Genomic DNA, 20,018 nt, shown 5'->3' on the forward strand with positions numbered 1-20,018 from the left:
GAGGCCACCATGACCGCAACGAACCTTGCCCTTGCCGACAGCCGGCGCCAGCTGCGGCGTGCCCGCGTCGGCGAATTCTGGCAGTTCGCCCGTCGCTTTGCGGGCAATCCGCTCGGCATGCTCGGCCTCGCCATCCTCGGTGTGCTGGTGCTGAGCGCCGTCTTCGCTCCGCTCCTCGCCTCGCACGATCCCTACCTGCCCGATCTCGTGCGCCGTCTCTCGCCGCCAAGCGGCGAGAACTGGCTCGGCACGGACGAGCTGGGGCGCGACATCTTCTCCCGCGTCCTTTTTGGTGCGCGCCTGACCCTTCTGATCGTCGGCCTGGTCGTCGCCACATCGGTCCCCATCGGCCTCGTCATCGGCGCGGTGGCGGGAACGTCCGGCGGCTGGGTCGATGCGGTTTTCATGCGCATAACCGATGTGTTCCTGGCGGTTCCCAAGCTGCTGCTGGCACTCGCCTTCGTCGCCGCGCTCGGCCCCGGCATCGTCAATGCGGCGCTAGCGATCACGCTCACCGCCTGGCCGCCCTATGCGCGGCTGGCACGGGCGGAAGCGCTCGTCGTGCGCGACAGCGACTATGTCAATGCCGTGCGGCTTGCCGGAGGGTCCGAATTCCGCATCGTCTTCTGCCACGTCATTCCCATGTGCCTTTCGTCGGTCATCGTACGCATGACGCTGGACATGGCCGGCATCATCCTGACGGCGGCGGGGCTCGGCTTCATCGGTCTTGGCGCCCAGCCGCCGCTACCGGAATGGGGCGCGATGATCTCGACCGGCCGCAAGTTCATCTTCGACCAGTGGTGGGTGGCAACAATGCCCGGCTTTGCCATCTTCGTCGTCAGCCTCGGGTTCAATCTTCTGGGGGACGCCATGCGCGACCTGCTTGATCCACACCTCAGGAGGCGCGCATGAGCGAGACACTTGTGAACGTAGAAAACCTGCGCGTCGGTTTTGTCGGCGAGGGCGGTGGGATCATCGAAGCGGTCAAGGGCGTGTCATTCAGTGTCGGCCGGGAGAAGCTCGGCATCGTCGGCGAAAGTGGTTCCGGTAAGAGCCTTTCCAGCCGGGCGTTGATGGGCGTGCTGCCCGGCCATGCGCGGGTGTCGGCCGAAGCCATGTCCTTTGCCGGCATCGATCTCCTGACGGCCACGCCGCGGCTGCGCCGTCACTTGCGCGGCAGCCGCATGGGAATGATCCTGCAGGACCCGAAATTCTCGCTCAATCCGGTCATGCGCGTCGGCAAGCAGATCGCGGAAGCCATCCGGCTCGGCGATCGTTCGCTGCCCCGCGCGGCGATACGCAGGAAGGTGCTGGAGGTGCTGGAAGCCGTGCACATCCGTGCGCCGGAGCGGGTGTTCGATCTCTACCCGCACGAGCTTTCCGGCGGCATGGGCCAACGCGTGATGATCGCGATGATGGTGGTGCGCGAACCGGAGCTGCTGATCGCCGACGAGCCCACGTCCGCCCTCGATGTGACGGTGCAGGCCCAGGTGCTGGAGATCATGGAGGAGCTTGTCCAACGCCGCGGGATGGGGTTGATCTTCATCAGTCACGACCTCAACCTCGTCTCGCGCTTCTGCGACCGGGTGCTGGTCATGTATGCCGGTCAGGTCGTCGAAACACTGGATGCGCGACGGATGCACGAAGCGAAGCATCCTTATACGCGGGGGCTTATCGCCTGCCTGCCGGCCATCGACGGGCCGCTGACGCCGCTGCCAACCCTGGAGCGGGACGCAAGCTGGAACGAGGTGCGTGCATGATCCGGATCGACAATCTCAGCGTCCATTTCGGCAGCGCGGTGGCCGTCCAAGACCTCAGCCTGTCGGTGGCAGCCGGCGAGAGCTTCGGCCTCGTCGGCGAAAGCGGATCGGGCAAGTCGACCGTGCTGCGCACCCTCATGGGCCTTACGCCCCGCTGGACCGGCGATATCCGCATCGGGGGCATCGACCCGCGCAAGGGGCGACGGCGAGATCTGGTGCACGTGGCGCAGATGGTGTTCCAGGATCCCTACGCCTCACTCCATCCCCGCTACACAATCGGCCGGGCGATCGCCGAGCCGATGTGGATCAACCGCATGTCGGACGTCGACGCCCGCACAGTCGAGCTCCTGGAAATGATCGGCCTGACGGCTGCGCACCGTTTCCGCTTCCCGCACGAGCTTTCCGGCGGACAGCGGCAGCGCGTGGCGATCGCCCGCGCACTGTCGCTCTCCCCCCGCTTGCTCCTGCTCGACGAGCCGACCTCGGCGCTCGACGTTTCGGTCCAGGCCGAAATCCTCAACCTCCTGAACCGGCTCCGCCGGGAGCTGAACCTGACTTTCGTGATCGTCAGCCACGACCTTGCGGTCATCTCCTACATGTGCGACCGGCTGATGGTGATGCAGAACGCCCGCCCGGTCGAAACGCTGACCCGCGCGCAATTGCGCTCCGGCGATATGCAGCACGACTATACCCGAACGCTGTTCCGGGCGAGCCACCACAGGGCGCAAGGTGCGCTAGCCAACGAATGAGGAGGCGATCTCCTTGGGCCACGGGCCCTTCCGCGCCTCCCTCAAATCAATCCCAATTCCACAAGGACGGTCGTTGGAAAATTGGCTCTCAATTTCACTAGGTCACCGGCGGCTACGACCATCTCTCCCTCGCTCCAGATATCGTATTCCATCTCTATGCGAATGCCTTCTCGTTCAAGCACCGCCCATGAATGGTCGAGACCGCCACCCATATCGAGAGACCATCCTTGGTCTCTCAGTGCAAAAATTGCCGCGTACCAGGTGTCTTTGGGTATCTCAAAACAGTGAATTCGTTCCGGCACCTTCGTCACCCGTGGCCACCATTGACGTCAACTTCGAATGCCCGGTCAACCCTGAAGCGTTATGCGCGGGCAGACTCTCGCCGCGCAAGTGGGCCTTTGAAGAGATAGAGGATCCTGTCTTGATCCTGACACGGGTGTCAATCTGCTGCGGTGCAAAGCTGGACAATATGACCAGCAGAAGCGCCGCGAAAATCGCGGTCCACACCGACAGTGCCGCTCCAAATCTTTTTCGCGTAGACTCTTTCAAAGTCTGGTCGTCGAAAGGGTCGCAATGCGCATTCTTCTGATTTTTGGCGCCCTCATCGTTGGGACGATTGCCGGCATTTACCTGTTCGGAATGATCTGGCAAACCACTGCTCCGGAAGGCGCAATGGCGATGGTCGTTGGAGGAGGCACGCCGGTTCTCCTCGGAACTTTGGCGTTTCTCGGCACGAAGAAGGCTGACGGCCAGCGACCAAGCCTTCTTAGCGCGCAGACATGGTTCGCTGTCCTGGGCATAGCGGCGGCCGCAGCCGGGCTGTTCCTGCTCTTGATTATAGCTGTTTTCCTAGCGGTTCAGCGCGGCTAGGGACCAAGCCCGGCCCACGGGTTTCAAGCAGAAACTCACCAGGAAGCGTCGTCCAACCCAGTTCTTGGCGTCGATTGGCGACCTTTGTCGCCGGGCGACTGCTCCCTGCGTCCGGTCCGGGCAAAGATCAGCTGGGCATTTCGACAGGAGCGAAAGCAAGGCCGGCTTAACATTGAGATTTTCGCGGCCGACCTCTATTTCTTGAAGCAATCCTTGTTCGGCGATCGTCTTCAGATAGGCGGATGCTACCTGTCGCGTTGCGATGTTCGACGCCACAAGAGAGTGGCACCCTCGCATCCCTCGATCACAAATTCTCCTTGAGTAAGACCTCAATACGGATCTTTTCCTGCGACGCGATCGGCTCGCGCTCATCGGTGCGAGCGCGCATGATGCGGATGGCGCTGCGCACCGCGTGCCCGGGGTCCTGTGCAATAATGGTATCGATCTGGTCGTTGCGGAGAGCTTGTTCGCTGAAGGGCGTGCGTTCGTGGACAACGATGACGATCTTTTGCGCGTCCATACGCTGCCTGATCGCCGTAACAGGCACGCGGCTTTCCGGGCTCATGACATAAGCGGCCCTGATATCCGGATTATGTTCCATGACTTGCCGTATAATCGCCGCCGCCCGCCGTTCATCCCCATAGGTCTCGAGCGACGGCAGGTTCGTCAGGTGAGGGAACTGCTGATTGATGATGCTGTCAAAGCCGCGGCGGCGCTCGATACTGTCGCGCGCCACCATGGTTTCCGCGACGATCATGATCTTGCCGACTTCCCGGCCGAGGAACCGGCCAATGATCTTGCCCGCTGTTGCACCGGCTGCGAAGTTGTCAACGCCAACAAAGTCTGCAGTTTCCAACTTTTCCTGTCCGGACAAAAACTGGACCAGATGAATGCCGCGCAGCATCAGCCGGCTGAGCGCGTCGCGCACCTGTGGTGACTCAGGCGCCATGACGGCGACGCCATCCACCTCTTCGTGTTCGATCGAGGCCAGATGCCGTGAAAGCTGATGCGGATCGTCCGTTGGAATTTGATCGACGGTTATTTCCGTCAACTCGGATTTGAGCGTTTGACTTGCCTCCCGAACACGTTGCAGCAGCTCCAGAAGATATTGATCGCCTTTGCTTGGGAGAACGAAGCGAAAGCGGTAGAGCTTGTTGCGAGCCAGGACAACAGCCGCCGGATTGCGAAAAAAACCAATTCGTTCAATGGCTTCGTTCACTTTTCGTACGGCTCCAGCACTGACATTCGGCCGGTCGTTCAAAACGCGATCGACTGTCGCCAAACTCAATCCGGCTGCTTCCGCCAGGTCTTTCGCCGTCGGTCGCATCATCTTTTTTCACCATCCTCCTGTTGCCGCCCACCGCCTCTTTTCCAACAGCACAAGCGAAAAAGCAAGAAATTGAGGTGCGCACCTCAAAAAAACCTTGCACTGAGGTGCGCACCTCAGTTATATGATTGACAACAGCAGCGGCCAGAGGAGTGCGCCGACGCTGGAGGGGAGGGTCGCTCCAAGGAGGGCGAATCTTCGAGTCTGTCGCAACTCGTTGAGAGCGCGAGGCACGTACCGATGGAGGTCGGAGTGTCACGCTGGAGGAGATTTCCATGACAGTTTCATATTTGAAGTCGGCGTTTGGCGCCGGTGTTGCAACCGCATTTTTGACGCTGGGCGCAACCGCGCCGGCGCAGGCCGAGGATTTGACGCTGTGCTGGGCTTCCTGGGATCCGGCCAATGCGCTTGTTGCGCTCAGCAAGGACTTCGAGGCCAAGTCCGGCCACAAGATGAGTTTCGAATTCGTGCCGTGGCCGAACTTCGCCGACCGTATGCTCAATGAGCTGAATTCCGGCGGCAAGCTCTGCGACCTGATGATCGGCGATAGCCAGTGGATCGGCGGCGCGGCGGAAAACGGCCAATACGTCAAGCTCAATGACTTCTTTGGCAAGGAAGGCATCAAGATGAGCGATTTCATCCCGGCGACCGTTACAGGTTATGCCGAGTGGCCGAAGGGTTCGCCGAACTACTGGGCGCTGCCTGCCTTCGGTGACGTCGTTGGCTGGAGCTATCGCAAGGATTGGTTCTCTCGCCCTGAACTGCAGGCGGAATTCAAGCAGAAATACGGCCGCGATCTTGCCGTGCCGAAGACGTTCGCAGAACTCAAAGATATCGCCGCGTTTTTCCAGAATCGCGAGATCGACGGCAACAAGGTTTACGGCGCCGCGATCTATACCGAGCGCGGATCCGAGGGCATCACAATGGGCGCGATGGACGTGCTCTACAGCTTCGGCTTCGAATATCAGAATCCGGACAAGCCCTATGAGCTCGAAGGGTATGTCAATTCAGACAAGTCCGTGAAAGGTCTGGAATTCTACAAGGAGCTTTACAATTGCTGCGCTCCTCCCGGATCGTCCGACGCCTACATGTCCGAGAACATCGATGCTTACAAGTCCGGCCAGGTTGCCCTGCAAATGAACTTCGCCTTCACCTGGCCCGGCATCCATGCCGATCCCAAAGTCGGTGGCGACAAGTCTGGTTATTTCGCGAATCCGGCCGGCCCCGACGGCGTGCAGTTCGCGCAGTTGGGCGGCCAGGGTATCTCCGTGGTCGCAGCATCCGACAAGCAGGATGCTGCCCTTGAATATATCAAATGGTTTGCTCAGCCCGATATCCAGGCCAAATGGTGGCAGCTGGGTGGCTATTCCGCATTGCGCGCAGTCGTTGAAGACCCCGGCTTCGCCAAGAGCCAGCCTTATGCGCAGACCTTTCTGGATTCCATGGCAATCGTGAAGGACTTCTGGGCGGAGCCATCCTATGCTTCGCTTCTACAGGCCTCGCAAAAACGCTTCCACAACTACGTCGTCGCCGGTCAGGGCACGGCCAAGGAAGCGCTTGACGGCTTGGCTGCCGATTGGACCGAGATCTTCGACGACGAAGGCAAATACTAGACACTGACCGCGTACCTCCCCGCGGCTTCAGATGTCTGTGCAGGACCGGCGCTCTTTAGCCGGTCCTGCGAACCAATCTGCATATGATTTAGGGGACTACCATGCTCGATTCATCGATCGAACGGGCGGCACGCGCAACACCGCCTGTGGTTGCCAAACGCATTCAAGGGCTCTCGGATCGGGCCATTGCCTGGCTTTTCGTGGCACCGTCGATCTTCCTGTTGCTCGCCGTCAACATCTTTCCGTTGATTTGGACAATCCGGCTGAGCTTTACCAATTTTCGGGTCAATCGGCCGAATGCCGAGGTCAGTTTCGTCGGGCTCAAGAACTACATCAATATCCTGACAGACTCGGACGTCTGGTTGACGATGCAGGCGACGGCCCATTTCCTGATCTGGACGATCGTCCTCCAGGTTCTGATTGGCTTCGCGCTGGCCTATCTGATCAACAAGAAATTTCGCGGCAACGACATGTGGACGACGATCATCGTGCTGCCGATGATGTTGAGCCCGGCGGTTGTCGGCAACTTCTGGACATTTCTCTACCAGCCGCAGATCGGCCTGTTCAATTACGCCGTGGGGTTCTTGACTGGAGCCGACCCGTCCGCCTTTTCGATGATCGGCGACGTGCCGCTGGCACCGTGGGCCATCGTAATCGTCGATACCTGGATGTGGACGCCTTTCGTCATGCTGATTTGCCTGGCGGGGCTACGGTCCATCCCTGGCAGCATCTATGAAGCGGCGGAATGCGACCGGGCCAGCAAATGGCGGCAGTTCTGGACGATCACAATTCCCCTGGTCCTTCCGTTTCTGATGCTGGCGATCCTCTTCCGCGGCATTGAAAACTTCAAGATGTTCGACCTTGTGGTGCAACTGACGGGCGGCGGTCCCGGGTCGACCACTGAGCTGACGTCCATCAACCTGAAGCGCGAAGCCTTCGAAAAATGGCGCACGGGGTATGCCTCCGCCTACGCGGTCATCCTCTTCGTGACGGTCTTCGGTCTCGCATCGATCTACGTCAAAGCCCTGAACAAGGTGAAACAGAGATGAGCAGCTATTCCGTAACAGAACCTTCGGGTCGCCAGAAATTGTTCGCGGGAACGCTTGTGGTCCTTTACGCCCTGATCACGATCCTGCCGCTCCTGTGGATCATCGGAACAAGCTTCAAGTCGCCCTCCGATGCCATCGCCTATCCGCCCAAAACGTTCTTTTCGCCAACCCTCGAAGGATATGTGAACCTCTTCACCACCCGCACGCGGGCAACGGAAGAGGATGTCAAAGCCCTTGGGGAACCGACGACCTGGTACGACCGCATCGTGCGCAAGGATGGCTTTATCATCGCCGGCCCATCGCGTTTCATGGAACGGTTCTGGAATTCGATCATCATCGGCTTCGGTTCGACGGTGCTGTGCATCGTCTTGGGCACTGCCGCGGCCTACGCCTTCTCCCGCTTCAAGGTACCGCTCAAGGATGACCTGCTGTTCTTCATCCTGTCGACGCGCATGATGCCACCGATTGCCGTGGCGATCCCGATCTTCCTGATGTTCCGCTCGCTTGGCCTCAACGACACCCATCTCGGCATGATCCTGCTCTACACGGCGGTCAACCTGTCGCTGGCGGTCTGGCTGCTTAAGGGCTTTATCGACGAAATCCCGATCGAATACGAGGAAGCGGCGCTGATCGATGGCTACACCCGCTTTCAGGCCTTTTACAAGGTCGTCCTTCCGCAAGCCATGACCGGCATTGCCTCGACAGCGATCTTCTGCCTGATCTTCGCCTGGAACGAATATGCCTTCGCCGTTCTTTTGACCTCGGGCACAGCCCAGACGGCACCACCCTTCATTCCCACGATCATCGGCGTCGGCGGCCAGGACTGGCCGGCCGTGGCAGCGGGTGCAACGTTGTTTCTCGTTCCCGTCATGATTTTCACGATTGTCCTTCGCAAACACCTGTTGCGTGGCATCACATTCGGAGCCGTTCGCAAATGACCGAATTTATCAAGGGGTTGCGCGGGTTCCGGCGCGGCGCATGGGAAATGGTCGCTTCGATCCTCATCGCGCTCGGGGTGTTCATGCTGATGCAGCCGTTCGCACTGTCGATGTTTTCCTACTCGTTCATCGTGACCCTGGTGGGCACTGTCATGTTCATCATCGTCAGCCATTTTCCGGAGTAACCCATGGCACAGATCAGAATTCAGAATGTGCGCAAGGAGTTCGGAGCATTCACTGCCGTCGAGTCCTCCTCGTTCACAGTGGAGGACGGTGAATTCTTCATGCTGCTGGGACCATCGGGTTGCGGCAAGACGACAACGTTGCGAATGATGGCCGGTCTGGAACTGCCGACCAGCGGTGAAATCTTCATCGATGGCGAAGAAGTCGGCATGAAGCCGGCAAGCCAGCGCGACATCGCCTTCGTCTTCCAGATGTTCGCCCTCTATCCGCATATGAATGTACGCAAGAACATTTCCTACCCTCTGCTGAGCCAGGGCATGCCGCGGGCCGAGGTCAAGGCACGCGTGGAAGATGTGGCGCGCATCCTCAAGATCGAGACGATCCTTGACCGCCCGGTCGGCGGATTGTCGGGCGGCGACCGCCAGCGTGTCGCCCTCGGCCGTGCTATCGTGCGCCGCCCAAAGGCGTTTTTCATGGACGAGCCTCTTGGCGCGCTCGATGCGGAGTTCCGCGAGCATATGGCCGAGGAACTGCGTGCACTTCACGACCGGATCGGTGCGACCACTGTCTACGTCACCCACGACCAGCTGGAAGCCATGCAGATGGGCGACAAGATCGTGGTGATGAACCACGGCGTCGTTGAGCAGTTCGGCAAACCGCAGGAAATCTATGACTGGCCGGCAACCAAATTCGTGGCAAAATTCATCGGTTCTCCGGCCATGAACTTCTTCGATTTTGACGGCATGATCGATGCCGGCGGCACTGTCGTCGAGCTTTCGGGGAAGAAGGTCGATGTTCCGTCATCGCGGCAAGGGGCCAGGGGCAAGCTGACAATGGGAGTGAGGCCCGAGCACATCCGCTTTTCCGATTCCTCTGAGTATCGCGGCAGAGTGCTTGCCACGGAATATCTCGGCACCACGCAGATCATTACGCTGGCGACGCCGAACGGCGAGGTCAAGGCGCGTGCGCCCTCGAGGCAGGCTGTCAGATCCGGGGAAGTCATCGGTCTTGAGTTCGATCCCGCCACCCTGACGATATTTGAGGGCGTGAAAGGGCAGGCGCTTCTGTCCGAAGCCAATGAGGGAGTGTTGCGCCATGGCTGACGTCGTTCTTGAAAACGTGACGAAGAAGTTTGGCAATCATACAGCGCTCGACAACGTGTCGCTGACGATACCGAACGGTTCCTTCGTCGTTCTCCTCGGGCCGACGGGCGCCGGAAAAACCACGACGCTGCGCATGGTGTCCGGTCTCGATCGCCCCGATAGCGGCAATATCTATTTCGGCGGCCACTCAGTCGAGGGACATTCACCGGCGCAGCGCAACGTCGCCATGGTGTTTCAGCAGTATTCGCTCTATCCGCATCTGACGGTGCGGCAGAACCTTGAATTCCCGTTGAAATCGCCGCTATTGAAGACGCCACGCGACGCGATTGACCGCAAGGTCAATGCGATCGCCGAGGTTCTGCAGATCTCCCACAAACTCGACAACAAGGCGACGGCGCTCTCGGGCGGCGAAATGCAGCGTGTCTCCATTGGCCGCGCGCTCGTTCGCACGCCGCAGATCTATCTCATGGACGAGCCTTTGAGCTCGCTCGACGCCAAGCTCAGGGCCGATTTGCGCGTCGAGCTGAAGAATATCCAGGCCAAGTCCGGCGCCACGCTGCTTTATGTCACCCACGATCAGATCGAGGCAATGACAATGGCAACGCATATCGGCGTGCTTCACGAAGGCCGGCTGGTGCAGTTCGGCGCCCCGCGTGAAGTCTACGAGCATCCGGTGAGCATCTATGCGGCAACAAAGCTCGGCCAGCCCCGCATCAACATTATTCCCGCCGACACTTTTCCCGGCGCACCATCCAGAGCGGCGCACATCGGCTTGCGGCCCGAGCACATTACACAGGGCAGCGGCCAGGAGGCATTGGTCCGGCGGGTCGAGCATCTTGGTGACCAGACCCGTCTTCATCTGTCCTTCAAGAAAAACGACCTCATCACCGTCACCGACGCCCACACCAGGCTGAAAAGTGGCGACACCGTGAAAATTCAGCCGGACAAGCCGCTCTATTTCGACGCGGCCGGCATGCGCTTAGCTTAGAGGAAGGATCACATGGCACAATTCATCAACAAGAGGGAAGACGTCGTCACCGAGGCGATCGACGGCCTGCTGGCGATAAGCGGCGGCTCGCTGGCACGACTCGACGGCTACCCGCATATTCGCGTGGTTCTGCGCAATGATTGGGACAAGTCCAAGGTGGCGCTGGTCTCCGGCGGCGGGGCAGGGCACGAGCCTGCGCATGCGGGCTTCGTCGGGGCGGGCATATTGACCGCTGCCGTCTGTGGCGACGTCTTTGCCTCGCCCAGTGTCGACGCCGTTCTTGCCGGCATTCTCGCGGTCACCGGTCCAGCCGGCTGCCTTCTGATCGTCAAGAATTATACCGGTGACCGACTGAACTTCGGTCTCGCCGCCGAACGCGCGCGTGCCTTCGGCCTGAATGTCAGCATGGTCATCATCGGCGATGACGTGGCATTGCCCGAGTTGCCGCAGGCACGCGGTGTCGCAGGCACTCTCTTCGTTCACAAGATTGCAGGAGCGTTGGCCGAGGCCGGTGCGGATCTGGAAACGGTGACGGCGGCTGCCCGGCGCGTGGCCGCCGGATCGAAGAGCATCGGCATGTCCCTCGATACATGTACGGTTCCTGGATCCCCAAAGGAGGACCGCATTCCGGCCCACATGGCCGAACTTGGGCTTGGCATCCATGGGGAGGCCGGTGTCGAGCAAGTCGACTTCATCGACGCTCGACTGGCCATGGAAGCAGCCGTAAGCAAACTTGCAGCGGCCATGGAGGATAGATCCTATGTGGCGCTCATCAACAATCTGGGCGGCACCTCAACGCTGGAAATGTCGGTACTAGCGCACGAACTGATCACGTCCTCGATCGGAGCGCGGATTTCGCACATCGTCGGTCCCGCGTCGATGATGACCTCTCTCGACATGCATGGTTTTTCGGTGTCCGTCTATCCAGCTGACGAAGCGGAAATAGCGGCGCTGAGCGCACCGGTTTCCATGGCGGCATGGCCCGGCGTGTCAACGGTCAAACCGGTCATCGTCAACATGCTGCCCGACGGCTTGACGCCAATTGCGCCGCTGTCGTCCGAACACAGGGAGACACGCGAGTTCATTGTCAAATGCTGCCGGATCCTGGTTGCAGCCGAGGAAGACCTGAATGCGCTGGATGCCAAGTCGGGCGATGGCGATACCGGCTCGACACTGGCTGGCGCCGCACGCGCCCTGATCAATGCGATCGACCGGCTGCCGCTCTCCGATCATACCCAACTCTACCGGGCGATTGGCCAGGAACTCAGCCAGACGATGGGCGGATCGTCGGGCGTGCTGCTGGCGATCTTCTTCGCCGCAGCCGGCGACGCTGCGTCAAGCGGCCTTCCCATGCGCGATGCGCTGAAGGCAGGACTTGCCCGGATGCAGGAAATCGGCGGTGCGCGTCTCGGCGACCGAACTATGGTCGATGCGCTTTCCCCCGCTCTCGACGCACTCGGCGACGGGGTCCGTTCGGCCGCCCTGGCGGCTCGGGAAGGAGCAAACCTGACGGCGACGCTCCTCAAGGCCAATGCCGGTCGCGCAGCTTATATCAACGCGCGACAACTGGAGGGCCATGTCGATCCGGGCGCGGAGGCCGTCGCCCGGCTGTTCGAACACCTGGCGGCGTGATGCTCGAGCGCATCTGCATTGCAGGTTGCGCTCGCCCAGATCCATGCCGAGGCGGTACTGCGCCGCCTTGGCAGCGGAGATATCGCCCTTGATGGCAACCAAATCCTTGCCGGCTGAGTGCCGAGAAACGGTGGATCGTGCCTTGGTGCGCCGCACCGGGCCACTTACCTTTGCTACTCTGTCGCGGGCTTCTTCGTTCACTGCCTCGCCATTGCCGGGCTCCGCATGTGCCTGACGCACTACAGTGTGACGTGGGCTCCAGGCATCAAGCGCAGTCCGTTCAGCTGCCGCGATACCGCAGAACGTCCACCAGCAATGCGAGAGCAGGCGATTGCTGCCGACGGCTCGGATAATACAGATGATAGCCGGGGAAGGAGGGGCACCAATCCTCCAAAACGCGCACCAGCCGCCCCTCGGCAACATGAGCGAGTACCTGGTCTTCGGGCATATAGGCGACGCCAAGTCCGTCCAAGGCCGAGGACAATCGCATGCTCAGGCTATTGAACACGAGTTGCCCCTCTCCACGCACTTTCACCTCGCGTCCGTCCTTTTCCAGACCCCAAGGGAATAGCCCGCCATAGGTCGGGAGACGGATGTTGATGCAGGTGTGGGCGGTCAGGTCCTGCGGGGTTTGTGGAAGCGGATGCCGCTCGAAATAGGCTGGCGACGCCACGACCGCCATGCGCATATTGGGGCCGATGCGCACTGCAATCATATCCTTGGCGACCTGCTCGCCCATGCGCACCCCGGCATCATAGCCTTCGGCGACGATATCGGTGAGGCCGTAGTCGACGATGATTTCCACCGCGATGTCGGGATAATCAGGGAGAAATCGTTTGAGCGCGGGCTGAAGGATCGAGATCGCGGGATGTTCACCGGCCGTGAGGCGAACCGTCCCGGCCGGCTTGTCCCGAAGCTCACCCAAAGCGACCAATTCGGCTTCGATCTCTTCGAAGCGCGGCGCAACCGTTCGCAGCAGGCGCTCGCCGGCTTCCGTCGACGAGACGCTGCGCGTCGTGCGGGTCAAAAGCCGCAGACCCAGTCGCTCCTCGAGATTGCGCATGGTCTGGCTGAGTGCCGACGGTGAGACGCCAAGTTTTGCAGCAGCCCGCGTGAAGCTTTTCTCCCTGGCGATAACCGCAAAGGCGGCGAGATCGTTGAAGTTTTCCATCTGGATTTGTTAGCTCATCTAAAAGGTTCATGCGGATTATGGCATCTAATCGCCATCGGCGTCACGCGCTACCTTGGAACTCAATGGTGCGGGCAGCCGGACACTCGGATCTCTTCCAGCTTCTTCCGGCTGCGTTCGCAACGCACTCGGCCCCGAAACACGACGGTCGATGGGTAACGGTCTGCAAACCGATCACAGGGAAGGACGAAAGACATGACGAATGAGGACACAACGACAATCGGCCGTCGAGGCTTCATCGGCGCGGCGGGAAGTCTTGCGGTGGCTCCCCTGCTCGCCAGTGCGAGTTCGCCGGCCTTTGCACAGGCAGGGACCGCGGACAGTTCTGCCTCAGTCCAGTCGAGCGATCGGCGAAAGCTTGGAACGCTGGAAGTCTCAAGCGTCGGCCTTGGTGTTCAGAACATGGGCCGGACCTATCAGATGACGATCCCGTCCCGGCTGGAGATGATCAACATCATCCGTGCGGCCCACGAGCGCGGCGTCACCTTTTTTGATACCGCCGAGGCCTATGGCCCGCATGAGTGCGAGCGGATTCTTGGCGAAGCCATCGAACCGTTCCGAGATGCCGTCGTGATCACCTCGAAATTCGGATGGAACATCGACCTCCAAACCGGCGAGCGCCGTCCCGGCCTCAACAGTCGTCCGGATCACATCAAGCTTGTGGTTGACGGCATGCTCAAGCGTCTGCGCACGGACCGCATCGACCTTCTCTACCAGCACCGCGTCGATCCGAACGTTCCGATCGAGGATGTCGCTGATGTAGTCAAGGACCTCATGGACTAGGGCAAGGTCCTGCATTGGGGCCTTTCCGAAATGGGGATTAACACATTGCGCCGCGCTCACGCCGCACTTCCCGTGTCGGCCGTCCAGAGCGAGTATTCGATGCTGTGGCGTGGGCCTGAAGATCAAGTGCTTTCGGTCTGCGAGGAACACGGCATCGGTTTCGTTCCATGGAGCCCGCTTGGTGTCGGTTTCTTGACGGGTGCAATCGACGCGCGGACGCGTTTTGCCGAGGGCGACATCCGCGGGATCGAATCGCGTTTCTCGCCGGAAAACCTGCCGGCGAACCTGGCGCTTGTGACATTGTTGAATAACTGGGCTGACCGGAAGCAGGCGACCCGGGCTCAAATTGCACTTGCGTGGCTGTTGGCGCAAAAGCCGTGGATCGTACCGATCCCTGGGACGACACAGATGCCGCACCTGCTTGAGAATATCGGCGCCACGTCGATCAGCTTCAGCGCCGAAGAGACCACAGAACTCAATGCCGCAGTCTCTGCCATAAAGGTGCGCGGCCAGCGCTTGCCCGATGCCGTTCTGGCCTACTCGGCCGTCGAGGCGCCTGAGAAGAAGTAAGGCATAAACAATGAAACACAGATATCTCGGAAATCTTGAAGTGTCGGCCCTCGGCCTTGGCTGCATGGGTATGACGGGCGTCTACGGCTCCGTTGGGGATAGGAGTGAGATGATCCAGCTCATCCACGACGCGCACGACCTGGGCGTGACGCTTTTCGACACGGCAGAAGCCTATGGACCTTTCGCCAACGAGGAATTGCTGGGGGAAGCCCTTCGACCAATCCGCGACAAGGTCGTCATTGCCACGAAGTTTGGCTTCGACATCGACCTTGAGACCGGCGCGCGCAACGGCGGCACCAACAGCCGCCCCGAACATGTCAAGGCGGTGGCGGAGGCCGCGTTGAAGCGGCTGAGAACGGATCGCATCGACCTCTTCTATCAGCACCGTGTCGATCCGGCCGTGCCGATCGAAGACGTGGCCGGCACCGTCAAGGAGCTTATCGCCGAAGGCAAGGTCAAGCACTTCGGTCTCTCGGAGGTCGGCGTCCAGACCATCCGCCGCGCCCATGCAGTCCAGCCCGTGACCGCGGTGCAGAGCGAATTCTCGCTGTTCTGGCGCGCACCGGAGGCCGAACTTCTGCCGGCGCTCGAGCAACTTGGCATCGGCTTTGTTCCCTTCAGCCCGCTCGGTGCCGGTTTCCTCACCGGCAAGATAGACGAGAACACGGCTTTTGATCCGACGGATTTCCGCAACCACGTGCCGCGGTTCACACCCGAAGCGCGCAAGGCGAACATGGCGCCGGTGGGCGTGGTCAAGGCAGTGGCCGATCGCAAAGGTGCTACGCCCGCGCAGATCGCGCTCGCCTGGCTGTTGGCGAAAAAGCCCTGGATCGTCCCGATTCCTGGCACCACCAAGCTCCATCGGTTGGAAGAAAACCTTGAAAGTGCCGATCTGGAGCTGGCGCCTAATGATCTTGCCGAGATCGATGCAGAGGTCTCCAAAATCGAGGTCCGTGGCGAGCGTCTTCCCGAAGCATCGCTCAAGATGACCGGGCTCTAATCAAAGGCAGGTGAACCGTCGTGACTGATTTCGGCAATCCGACCCGGAGGGGCCTTCTCACGGCGCCGCTGTTCCTCACCCTTGCGGCGGGCAGCGCGTCCGCCACCGTGGCCCAACAGGGCAAGAAGCCGCTCGTGGCGGTGTTTTCACGCAGCGGAAACACGCGGGTTGTCGCCCGGCAGGTCCGCCGTGCCCTGGGCGCAGATCTATTCGAGATCGAGCCGGAACAACCGTATCCCGACGACTATTTCGAGACGGTCGCGCAGGCGCAATCGGAACGCGACCAAGGCTATAAGCCGCCCTTGAGGGCGACGGTGGACAACGTCGCCAGCTATGCCACGATCGTCCTCGGTTTTCCGATCTGGGGCATGACGGCGCCTCCGGTGATACGGTCGTTTCTTTCCGCGCATGACCTATCGGGCAAAACCATTGTGCCACTCATCACCCATGGCGGTTACGGGCTTGGCGATAGCCTGTCGGTCCTCGCAACGCCCGCGCCGACCGTGAACCTGGTCGAGGGCTTCTCCATGCAGGCGCCGCAGGAACGACAGACGATTGAAAGGGTGACAGACTGGCTCGACCGCTTGGGTGCCCCCCAGTGAGGTCGGGATACTGCTTTTGGTACCGGCCGCCCAGGTCGGCTTCGGCCACAAAAGCGTGACGATTGTGATGGCCGCTGTTGGCCGACAGAACCTTAACAAAGAGGGCCATGGTCCTTGGCGTTCATGGCCAGCTCTTGTTGAGGATCAAATAATCTGGATCAGACCTCTTTAAGCTTCATCGCTCCATTCAGGCTCCCGATCAACGTGGCACTCGCCTCGTTCAGGCCCAATATATCCACGGCGATACCATGCGCCTTGTAACGTCCCACCACCTTATCCAGAGCATCGACGGCGGTGATGTCCCAGAAGTGTGCCTGTGATACGTCGATCAGAACAGCCATGCCACTTGCCTCTTCTATATCGAATGCCTCGACGAAGATGTCGGCCGACGCGAAGAACACCTGGCCCGACACGCGATATGTCAAACGTCCGGCAGCAGCGTCGACCGCGGTTTCAACCCGCAAGAGGCGGGCGACTTTGAATGTGAAGAAAACGCCACTTAGAAGGACGCCCACTGCCACGCCGAGTGCCAGGTTCGAGGTAAACACCGTGACGAGGACGGTCGCGATCATGACCGCGCTCGACACCTTGGGGTGAACGATCACACTGCGCAATGAAGACCAATCGAACGTGTCGATCGACACCATTACCATGATGGCCACCAGTGCTGCGACCGGAACCTGAGACACCCATGGCTTCAGCAACACCATCAGCACCAGCAGGAAGGCCCCCGCAAACAGCGTGGATAGTCGGCCGCGTCCGCCGTACTTCACGTTGCTGATGGTCTGGCCGATCATGCCGCAGCCTGCGATCCCGCCGAACAGGCTTGCCGCGGCATTTGCAATGCCGAGTCCCGTGCACTCCCTGTTCTTCGAACTCGGTGTTCCCGTCAGATCATTCACCACACTGGCCGTCATCATAGATTCAAGCAGGCCGACCATGGCGATGGCGAGCGCCGGCCCTGCGATAATCCTCAGCGTTTCCAGTGTCAGGGGAACGGTGGGCCAGCCAAAGATCGGAAGAGAGTCAGGCAACTTGCCGAGATCGGCAATGGTCATCACCGGGAGTTGTAACGAGATCGATACCAGGGTCAGAACCAAAATACAGATCAACGGCGATGGGATCGCCGTGGTGACCCTTGGGGCAAGGTAGATGACCGCAAGTCCTGCCGCCAGCATGCTGTAGGCAAGCCAGTCGCCGCCAATGATGTGCGGTAGCTGGGCTCCAAAGATCAGGATCGCAAGCGCGTTCACGAAGCCTGTGCGGACAGATTTCGAAACGAAACGCATGAGAACGCCGAGCCGAAGGAGCCCAAACAGTATCTGGAAGATGCCCGCGAGCAATCCGGCGGCAAAGAGATAGGGCAGCCCATGCGCGTGGACGAGGGGTGCTGCGACGAGCGCGACCGATCCTGCAGCAGCGGAAATCATGGCAGGACGCCCGCCCGTGAAAGCGATGACAATGCCGATGATGAAGGAGGCGAATAGGCCGACCTGAGGATCGACGCCGGCGACGAAAGAAAAGGCGATGACCTCGGGGATCAAGGCGAACGTCGCGACGGCCCCGGCGAGCATTTCGCGCATAGGGGCGGCGGACCAATCCCGGCGGATGGAGGAAAATTGCATCTGATGTGTTCTCGCAAAGCATGGCGAACGCGCTCGATCGAGCGGTTCTGAAGTTGGCATGCAGGTTTTGCGTGGTCTGGCGGATCGGCGGCCAGAAGAGCCACCCGGAGTTTCACCGGGTCCGTGGTGAGTGATTTTTTTATGACCTCATTTATTTCGCAATGCAACATGCAACGGAGCCTGCCGCGCATCGATTTGGGAGCTGCCGACCATGCTGGCTGTCGAGACCTCTGGTTCATCGCCGCTCAAGGCGCGAGTTTTGTGGCGGTCGGCGACATACGTTGCATCCGGCTATCTTCGTAGCGGACTTACCGTAGCTCCGTGAGGGAGTCCGCCAATGTGCGCACGTTGAACGAATGTGATCAGATCGGAGATATTCGCCGTCTGCGGTGCTTTTGACCACAGTCGGAGGAAGCCCGGCACATAGGCCGGGCTACAGTGGCTAATGGCGATGCTCGGGCATCTCCTTAAGCTGATCCTTGGTCCATGTCGTGATAGCGTGGACGTCGCCGTCCTCATCCCGCATGAAATCGAGATCGGTAAGGGGAACCGCGACCGGCTTGGCGCCTATGCCGAGGAAGCCGCCGACGTCAATGATAACGCTGCTGCCGGCGCCCGCTCCATGCACATGATCAACTTTGCCAACCTTATGGTCATCCGCTCCGTAAACTGTCGCACCTTCCAGGACTGCGGGCGTGAGTTCTGTGGCTGCGAGGCGGACGTGATTAGTGTGATCCATCTTCGTTTCTCCTTTGAAATGAACTGGTGAAACCTAATTGGAAGGAAAGTGTTCCATTCGAGCGCGATTGGTACTCGGCGTCTGAGTGCGATGGCGTGCCGCGCTTAACCCGCCGAGACGGGCGGACAGCGGCAAACAGACGCTGCTATCCACTAAAGCGTTCCAAGCGCCAGCGCGCCTCCTACCGCCAATAGCCCTGCCTAGTGTCCTCGATCGACGATCGCCCCATAATGTAGCCGATCGCGAAGGCAAGGGCGCCGATCGTAAGCACCAAACCCGTTGCGGTATGTGGGTGGTCCGCGGCCGCAGCAGCCACAGCACTGGTTTCGCGCTTCACCACATCTCCCGCTGTCTTTGCTACTTTGCGAACGCCAGTAGGTGGTTCGGTGGGTGTGCCGGTGAAGCCGGCTGTAAGGTCATTCTTTGCCATGGAGTTTCTCCTTGTTGGTGTGAAGGAGGAACTGACAATGGGGTGGGGAGGTTCCACAAATGGCCGACCGGCCCTTATCAATGGCGGTGCGTCGTCTGCGTAGGGCTGCGGAGCACCCGAAAAGCCGGATTTTCGATTGAGAAGTTTTGGAACGATTTTCCGAACACGGGGTTCATATTTCAGGCGTTCTGTGACGTCACCATCTTCGGTTTGAGGAATGCAATGATTGATCCTCCAAATCAGCCCCCAGGCACATCCGAGCGGAAGGTCGAACTCGACCAGGCGGTTGACTACGCGGTGCAGCTCCTTGTCGAAGAAGCCCACTTGGTCGGATGGGGCCGTGTAGAATTTCTGACGGCTATTTTGGACGCAACCAGTGCCCGACTTGCCGCGGCGGAAGAAGAAACAGAGCTAGAGGCCGGCGGCGTCACATTGCCAAGGGCCGCATACCCGACCGATTAGAGAATGCGCTTTTTCTCAATGGCCGACGAGCCGCAAGAAAGGTCGAACATGACGATTGCGATTGAGGAAGATCCGCAGGCATGGCGCGAGGATCTTCGACTGCGACTTGAGGGGTTGGTAGACCTGTTCGTCGTGGCAGGCATTCAGCAGGAAGATGTTTTCGCCGCCATCCTTGAGGATGTCGATGGTCTGCGCAGCGCCTGGATCCGCGATCCAGACCCCGCAGACGACGACACAGCGAAGACCACTATTGATGAACCTTCAAACGATTGGCCTGCGGCCGAGGGAAGGTAATCGTCCTGTTTTCTAGGGTTCACCGGGTCGCGGATGGGGCTTTTCCTCGTTGTCTGCTGCCACTCATTTTGGTGGTCGAGGATGAGTATCTGATCCCTATTTGGCTGCATAT

21 protein-coding genes, 1 pseudogene and 1 other annotated feature are annotated in these 20,018 nt (G+C 60.1%); of the genes and pseudogenes, 15 read left to right on the forward strand and 7 right to left on the reverse strand.

Going from position 1 to position 20,018, the window contains the following annotated elements:
• Window positions 1-9 precede the first annotated feature (9 nt).
• Genes ASD00_RS13745 through ASD00_RS13755 form a run of 3 tightly spaced genes read left to right on the forward strand, consistent with a single transcriptional unit; the run spans window position 10 to window position 2,509 of the window.
• On the forward strand, window positions 10-912 hold the full coding sequence (locus ASD00_RS13745; protein ID WP_057207161.1) for an ABC transporter permease: 903 nt from the start codon (window positions 10-12) through the stop codon (window positions 910-912).
• Window positions 909-1,760 (forward strand): ABC transporter ATP-binding protein, encoded by an 852-nt coding sequence (locus ASD00_RS13750; protein ID WP_057207162.1) that lies wholly within the window; start codon window positions 909-911, stop codon window positions 1,758-1,760. The genes ASD00_RS13745 and ASD00_RS13750 overlap by 4 nt, the downstream gene beginning before the upstream one ends.
• On the forward strand, window positions 1,757-2,509 hold the full coding sequence (locus ASD00_RS13755) for an ABC transporter ATP-binding protein (protein WP_057207163.1): 753 nt from the start codon (window positions 1,757-1,759) through the stop codon (window positions 2,507-2,509). The genes ASD00_RS13750 and ASD00_RS13755 overlap by 4 nt, the downstream gene beginning before the upstream one ends.
• Before the next feature lie 276 nt (window positions 2,510-2,785).
• Here ASD00_RS13755 and ASD00_RS39985 read toward each other — a convergent pair whose 3' ends face one another.
• Window positions 2,786-3,160 (reverse strand): hypothetical protein, encoded by a 375-nt coding sequence (locus ASD00_RS39985; RefSeq protein ID WP_156585553.1) that lies wholly within the window; start codon window positions 3,158-3,160, stop codon window positions 2,786-2,788.
• A gap of 21 nt (window positions 3,161-3,181) precedes the next feature.
• On the opposite strand from ASD00_RS39985, the gene ASD00_RS13760 reads away from it, so the two are divergent.
• Window positions 3,182-3,379 (forward strand): hypothetical protein, encoded by a 198-nt coding sequence (locus tag ASD00_RS13760; RefSeq protein WP_156408447.1) that lies wholly within the window; start codon window positions 3,182-3,184, stop codon window positions 3,377-3,379.
• Here the strand turns inward: ASD00_RS13760 and ASD00_RS42485 are convergent.
• Window positions 3,359-3,751: a hypothetical protein gene (locus ASD00_RS42485; RefSeq protein WP_348272064.1), complete on the reverse strand. Its 393-nt coding sequence runs from the start codon at window positions 3,749-3,751 to the stop codon at window positions 3,359-3,361. The genes ASD00_RS13760 and ASD00_RS42485 overlap by 21 nt on opposite strands.
• Complete coding sequence (locus tag ASD00_RS13765; protein ID WP_057207324.1) at window positions 3,684-4,706, reverse strand: LacI family DNA-binding transcriptional regulator; 1,023 nt, start codon at window positions 4,704-4,706, stop codon at window positions 3,684-3,686. Before ASD00_RS13765 ends, ASD00_RS42485 begins: the two co-directional genes overlap by 68 nt.
• Before the next feature lie 275 nt (window positions 4,707-4,981).
• Here ASD00_RS13765 and ASD00_RS13770 point away from each other — a divergent pair, with 275 nt between their 5' ends.
• The 7 genes from ASD00_RS13770 (at window position 4,982) to ASD00_RS13800 (ending at window position 12,212) form a co-directional block, all read left to right on the forward strand.
• On the forward strand, window positions 4,982-6,319 hold the full coding sequence (locus ASD00_RS13770; protein ID WP_057207165.1) for an extracellular solute-binding protein: 1,338 nt from the start codon (window positions 4,982-4,984) through the stop codon (window positions 6,317-6,319).
• Window positions 6,320-6,420: 101 nt separating this feature from the next.
• Entirely contained in the window at window positions 6,421-7,368 is a 948-nt protein-coding gene (locus tag ASD00_RS13775) for a sugar ABC transporter permease (RefSeq protein WP_025430287.1), read from the forward strand.
• The gene (locus ASD00_RS13780; protein ID WP_025430286.1) at window positions 7,365-8,306 is read left to right on the forward strand and encodes a carbohydrate ABC transporter permease; all 942 of its coding nucleotides are present in this window, start codon (window positions 7,365-7,367) and stop codon (window positions 8,304-8,306) included. Before ASD00_RS13775 ends, ASD00_RS13780 begins: the two co-directional genes overlap by 4 nt.
• On the forward strand, window positions 8,303-8,491 hold the full coding sequence (locus tag ASD00_RS13785; protein ID WP_025430285.1) for a hypothetical protein: 189 nt from the start codon (window positions 8,303-8,305) through the stop codon (window positions 8,489-8,491). The genes ASD00_RS13780 and ASD00_RS13785 overlap by 4 nt, the downstream gene beginning before the upstream one ends.
• 3 nt (window positions 8,492-8,494) lie before the next feature.
• Window positions 8,495-9,592 carry an ABC transporter ATP-binding protein gene (locus tag ASD00_RS13790; protein ID WP_057207166.1) on the forward strand — a complete coding sequence of 366 codons (1,098 nt, stop codon included), beginning with the start codon at window positions 8,495-8,497 and terminating at the stop codon, window positions 9,590-9,592.
• Window positions 9,585-10,580 carry an ABC transporter ATP-binding protein gene (locus ASD00_RS13795; protein ID WP_025430283.1) on the forward strand — a complete coding sequence of 332 codons (996 nt, stop codon included), beginning with the start codon at window positions 9,585-9,587 and terminating at the stop codon, window positions 10,578-10,580. Before ASD00_RS13790 ends, ASD00_RS13795 begins: the two co-directional genes overlap by 8 nt.
• Window positions 10,581-10,592: 12 nt before the next feature.
• Window positions 10,593-12,212, forward strand: coding sequence for a dihydroxyacetone kinase subunit DhaK (locus ASD00_RS13800; protein WP_057207167.1), 1,620 nt, complete (start codon window positions 10,593-10,595; stop codon window positions 12,210-12,212).
• A 280-nt stretch (window positions 12,213-12,492) separates the two neighbouring features.
• Here the strand turns inward: ASD00_RS13800 and ASD00_RS13805 are convergent, their stop codons facing one another.
• A complete protein-coding gene (locus ASD00_RS13805; protein WP_025430281.1) occupies window positions 12,493-13,383 on the reverse strand; it encodes a LysR family transcriptional regulator in 891 nt (296 codons plus the stop codon).
• A gap of 213 nt (window positions 13,384-13,596) precedes the next feature.
• Between ASD00_RS13805 and ASD00_RS13810 the strand changes: the two are divergent.
• The 3 genes and pseudogenes from ASD00_RS13810 to ASD00_RS13820 all read left to right on the forward strand — a co-directional run bounded on the left by ASD00_RS13810 (window position 13,597) and on the right by ASD00_RS13820 (window position 16,356).
• Window positions 13,597-14,754: pseudogene (locus ASD00_RS13810) on the forward strand (aldo/keto reductase).
• Window positions 14,755-14,764: 10 nt separating this feature from the next.
• On the forward strand, window positions 14,765-15,754 hold the full coding sequence (locus ASD00_RS13815) for an aldo/keto reductase (protein WP_057207168.1): 990 nt from the start codon (window positions 14,765-14,767) through the stop codon (window positions 15,752-15,754).
• Between the two features lie 20 nt (window positions 15,755-15,774).
• Window positions 15,775-16,356, forward strand: a complete 582-nt coding sequence (locus ASD00_RS13820; RefSeq protein ID WP_057207169.1) for a flavodoxin — start codon at window positions 15,775-15,777, stop codon at window positions 16,354-16,356.
• Window positions 16,357-16,514: 158 nt separating this feature from the next.
• Here the strand turns inward: ASD00_RS13820 and ASD00_RS13825 are convergent, their stop codons facing one another.
• From ASD00_RS13825 to ASD00_RS13835, 3 genes are all read right to left on the reverse strand, one after another.
• Window positions 16,515-17,981: a SulP family inorganic anion transporter gene (locus ASD00_RS13825; RefSeq protein ID WP_057207170.1), complete on the reverse strand. Its 1,467-nt coding sequence runs from the start codon at window positions 17,979-17,981 to the stop codon at window positions 16,515-16,517.
• 70 nt (window positions 17,982-18,051) lie between these two features.
• Window positions 18,052-18,107, reverse strand: a sequence feature (sul1 is cis-regulatory element that is thought to sense ions involved in sulfur or methionine metabolism; They are found in Alphaproteobacteria).
• A gap of 316 nt (window positions 18,108-18,423) precedes the next feature.
• Window positions 18,424-18,720 (reverse strand): PRC-barrel domain-containing protein, encoded by a 297-nt coding sequence (locus ASD00_RS38725; RefSeq protein WP_082523550.1) that lies wholly within the window; start codon window positions 18,718-18,720, stop codon window positions 18,424-18,426.
• 181 nt (window positions 18,721-18,901) lie between these two features.
• Window positions 18,902-19,150 carry a hypothetical protein gene (locus ASD00_RS13835; RefSeq protein ID WP_057207172.1) on the reverse strand — a complete coding sequence of 83 codons (249 nt, stop codon included), beginning with the start codon at window positions 19,148-19,150 and terminating at the stop codon, window positions 18,902-18,904.
• Window positions 19,151-19,660: 510 nt separating this feature from the next.
• Between ASD00_RS13835 and ASD00_RS13845 the strand changes: the two genes are divergently transcribed.
• Window positions 19,661-19,906, forward strand: a complete 246-nt coding sequence (locus ASD00_RS13845; RefSeq protein WP_057207325.1) for a hypothetical protein — start codon at window positions 19,661-19,663, stop codon at window positions 19,904-19,906.
• Window positions 19,907-20,018 lie beyond the last annotated feature (112 nt).

The organism is Ensifer sp. Root31 (assembly GCF_001424825.1).
GTDB lineage: Bacteria > Pseudomonadota > Alphaproteobacteria > Rhizobiales > Rhizobiaceae > Ensifer > Ensifer canadensis.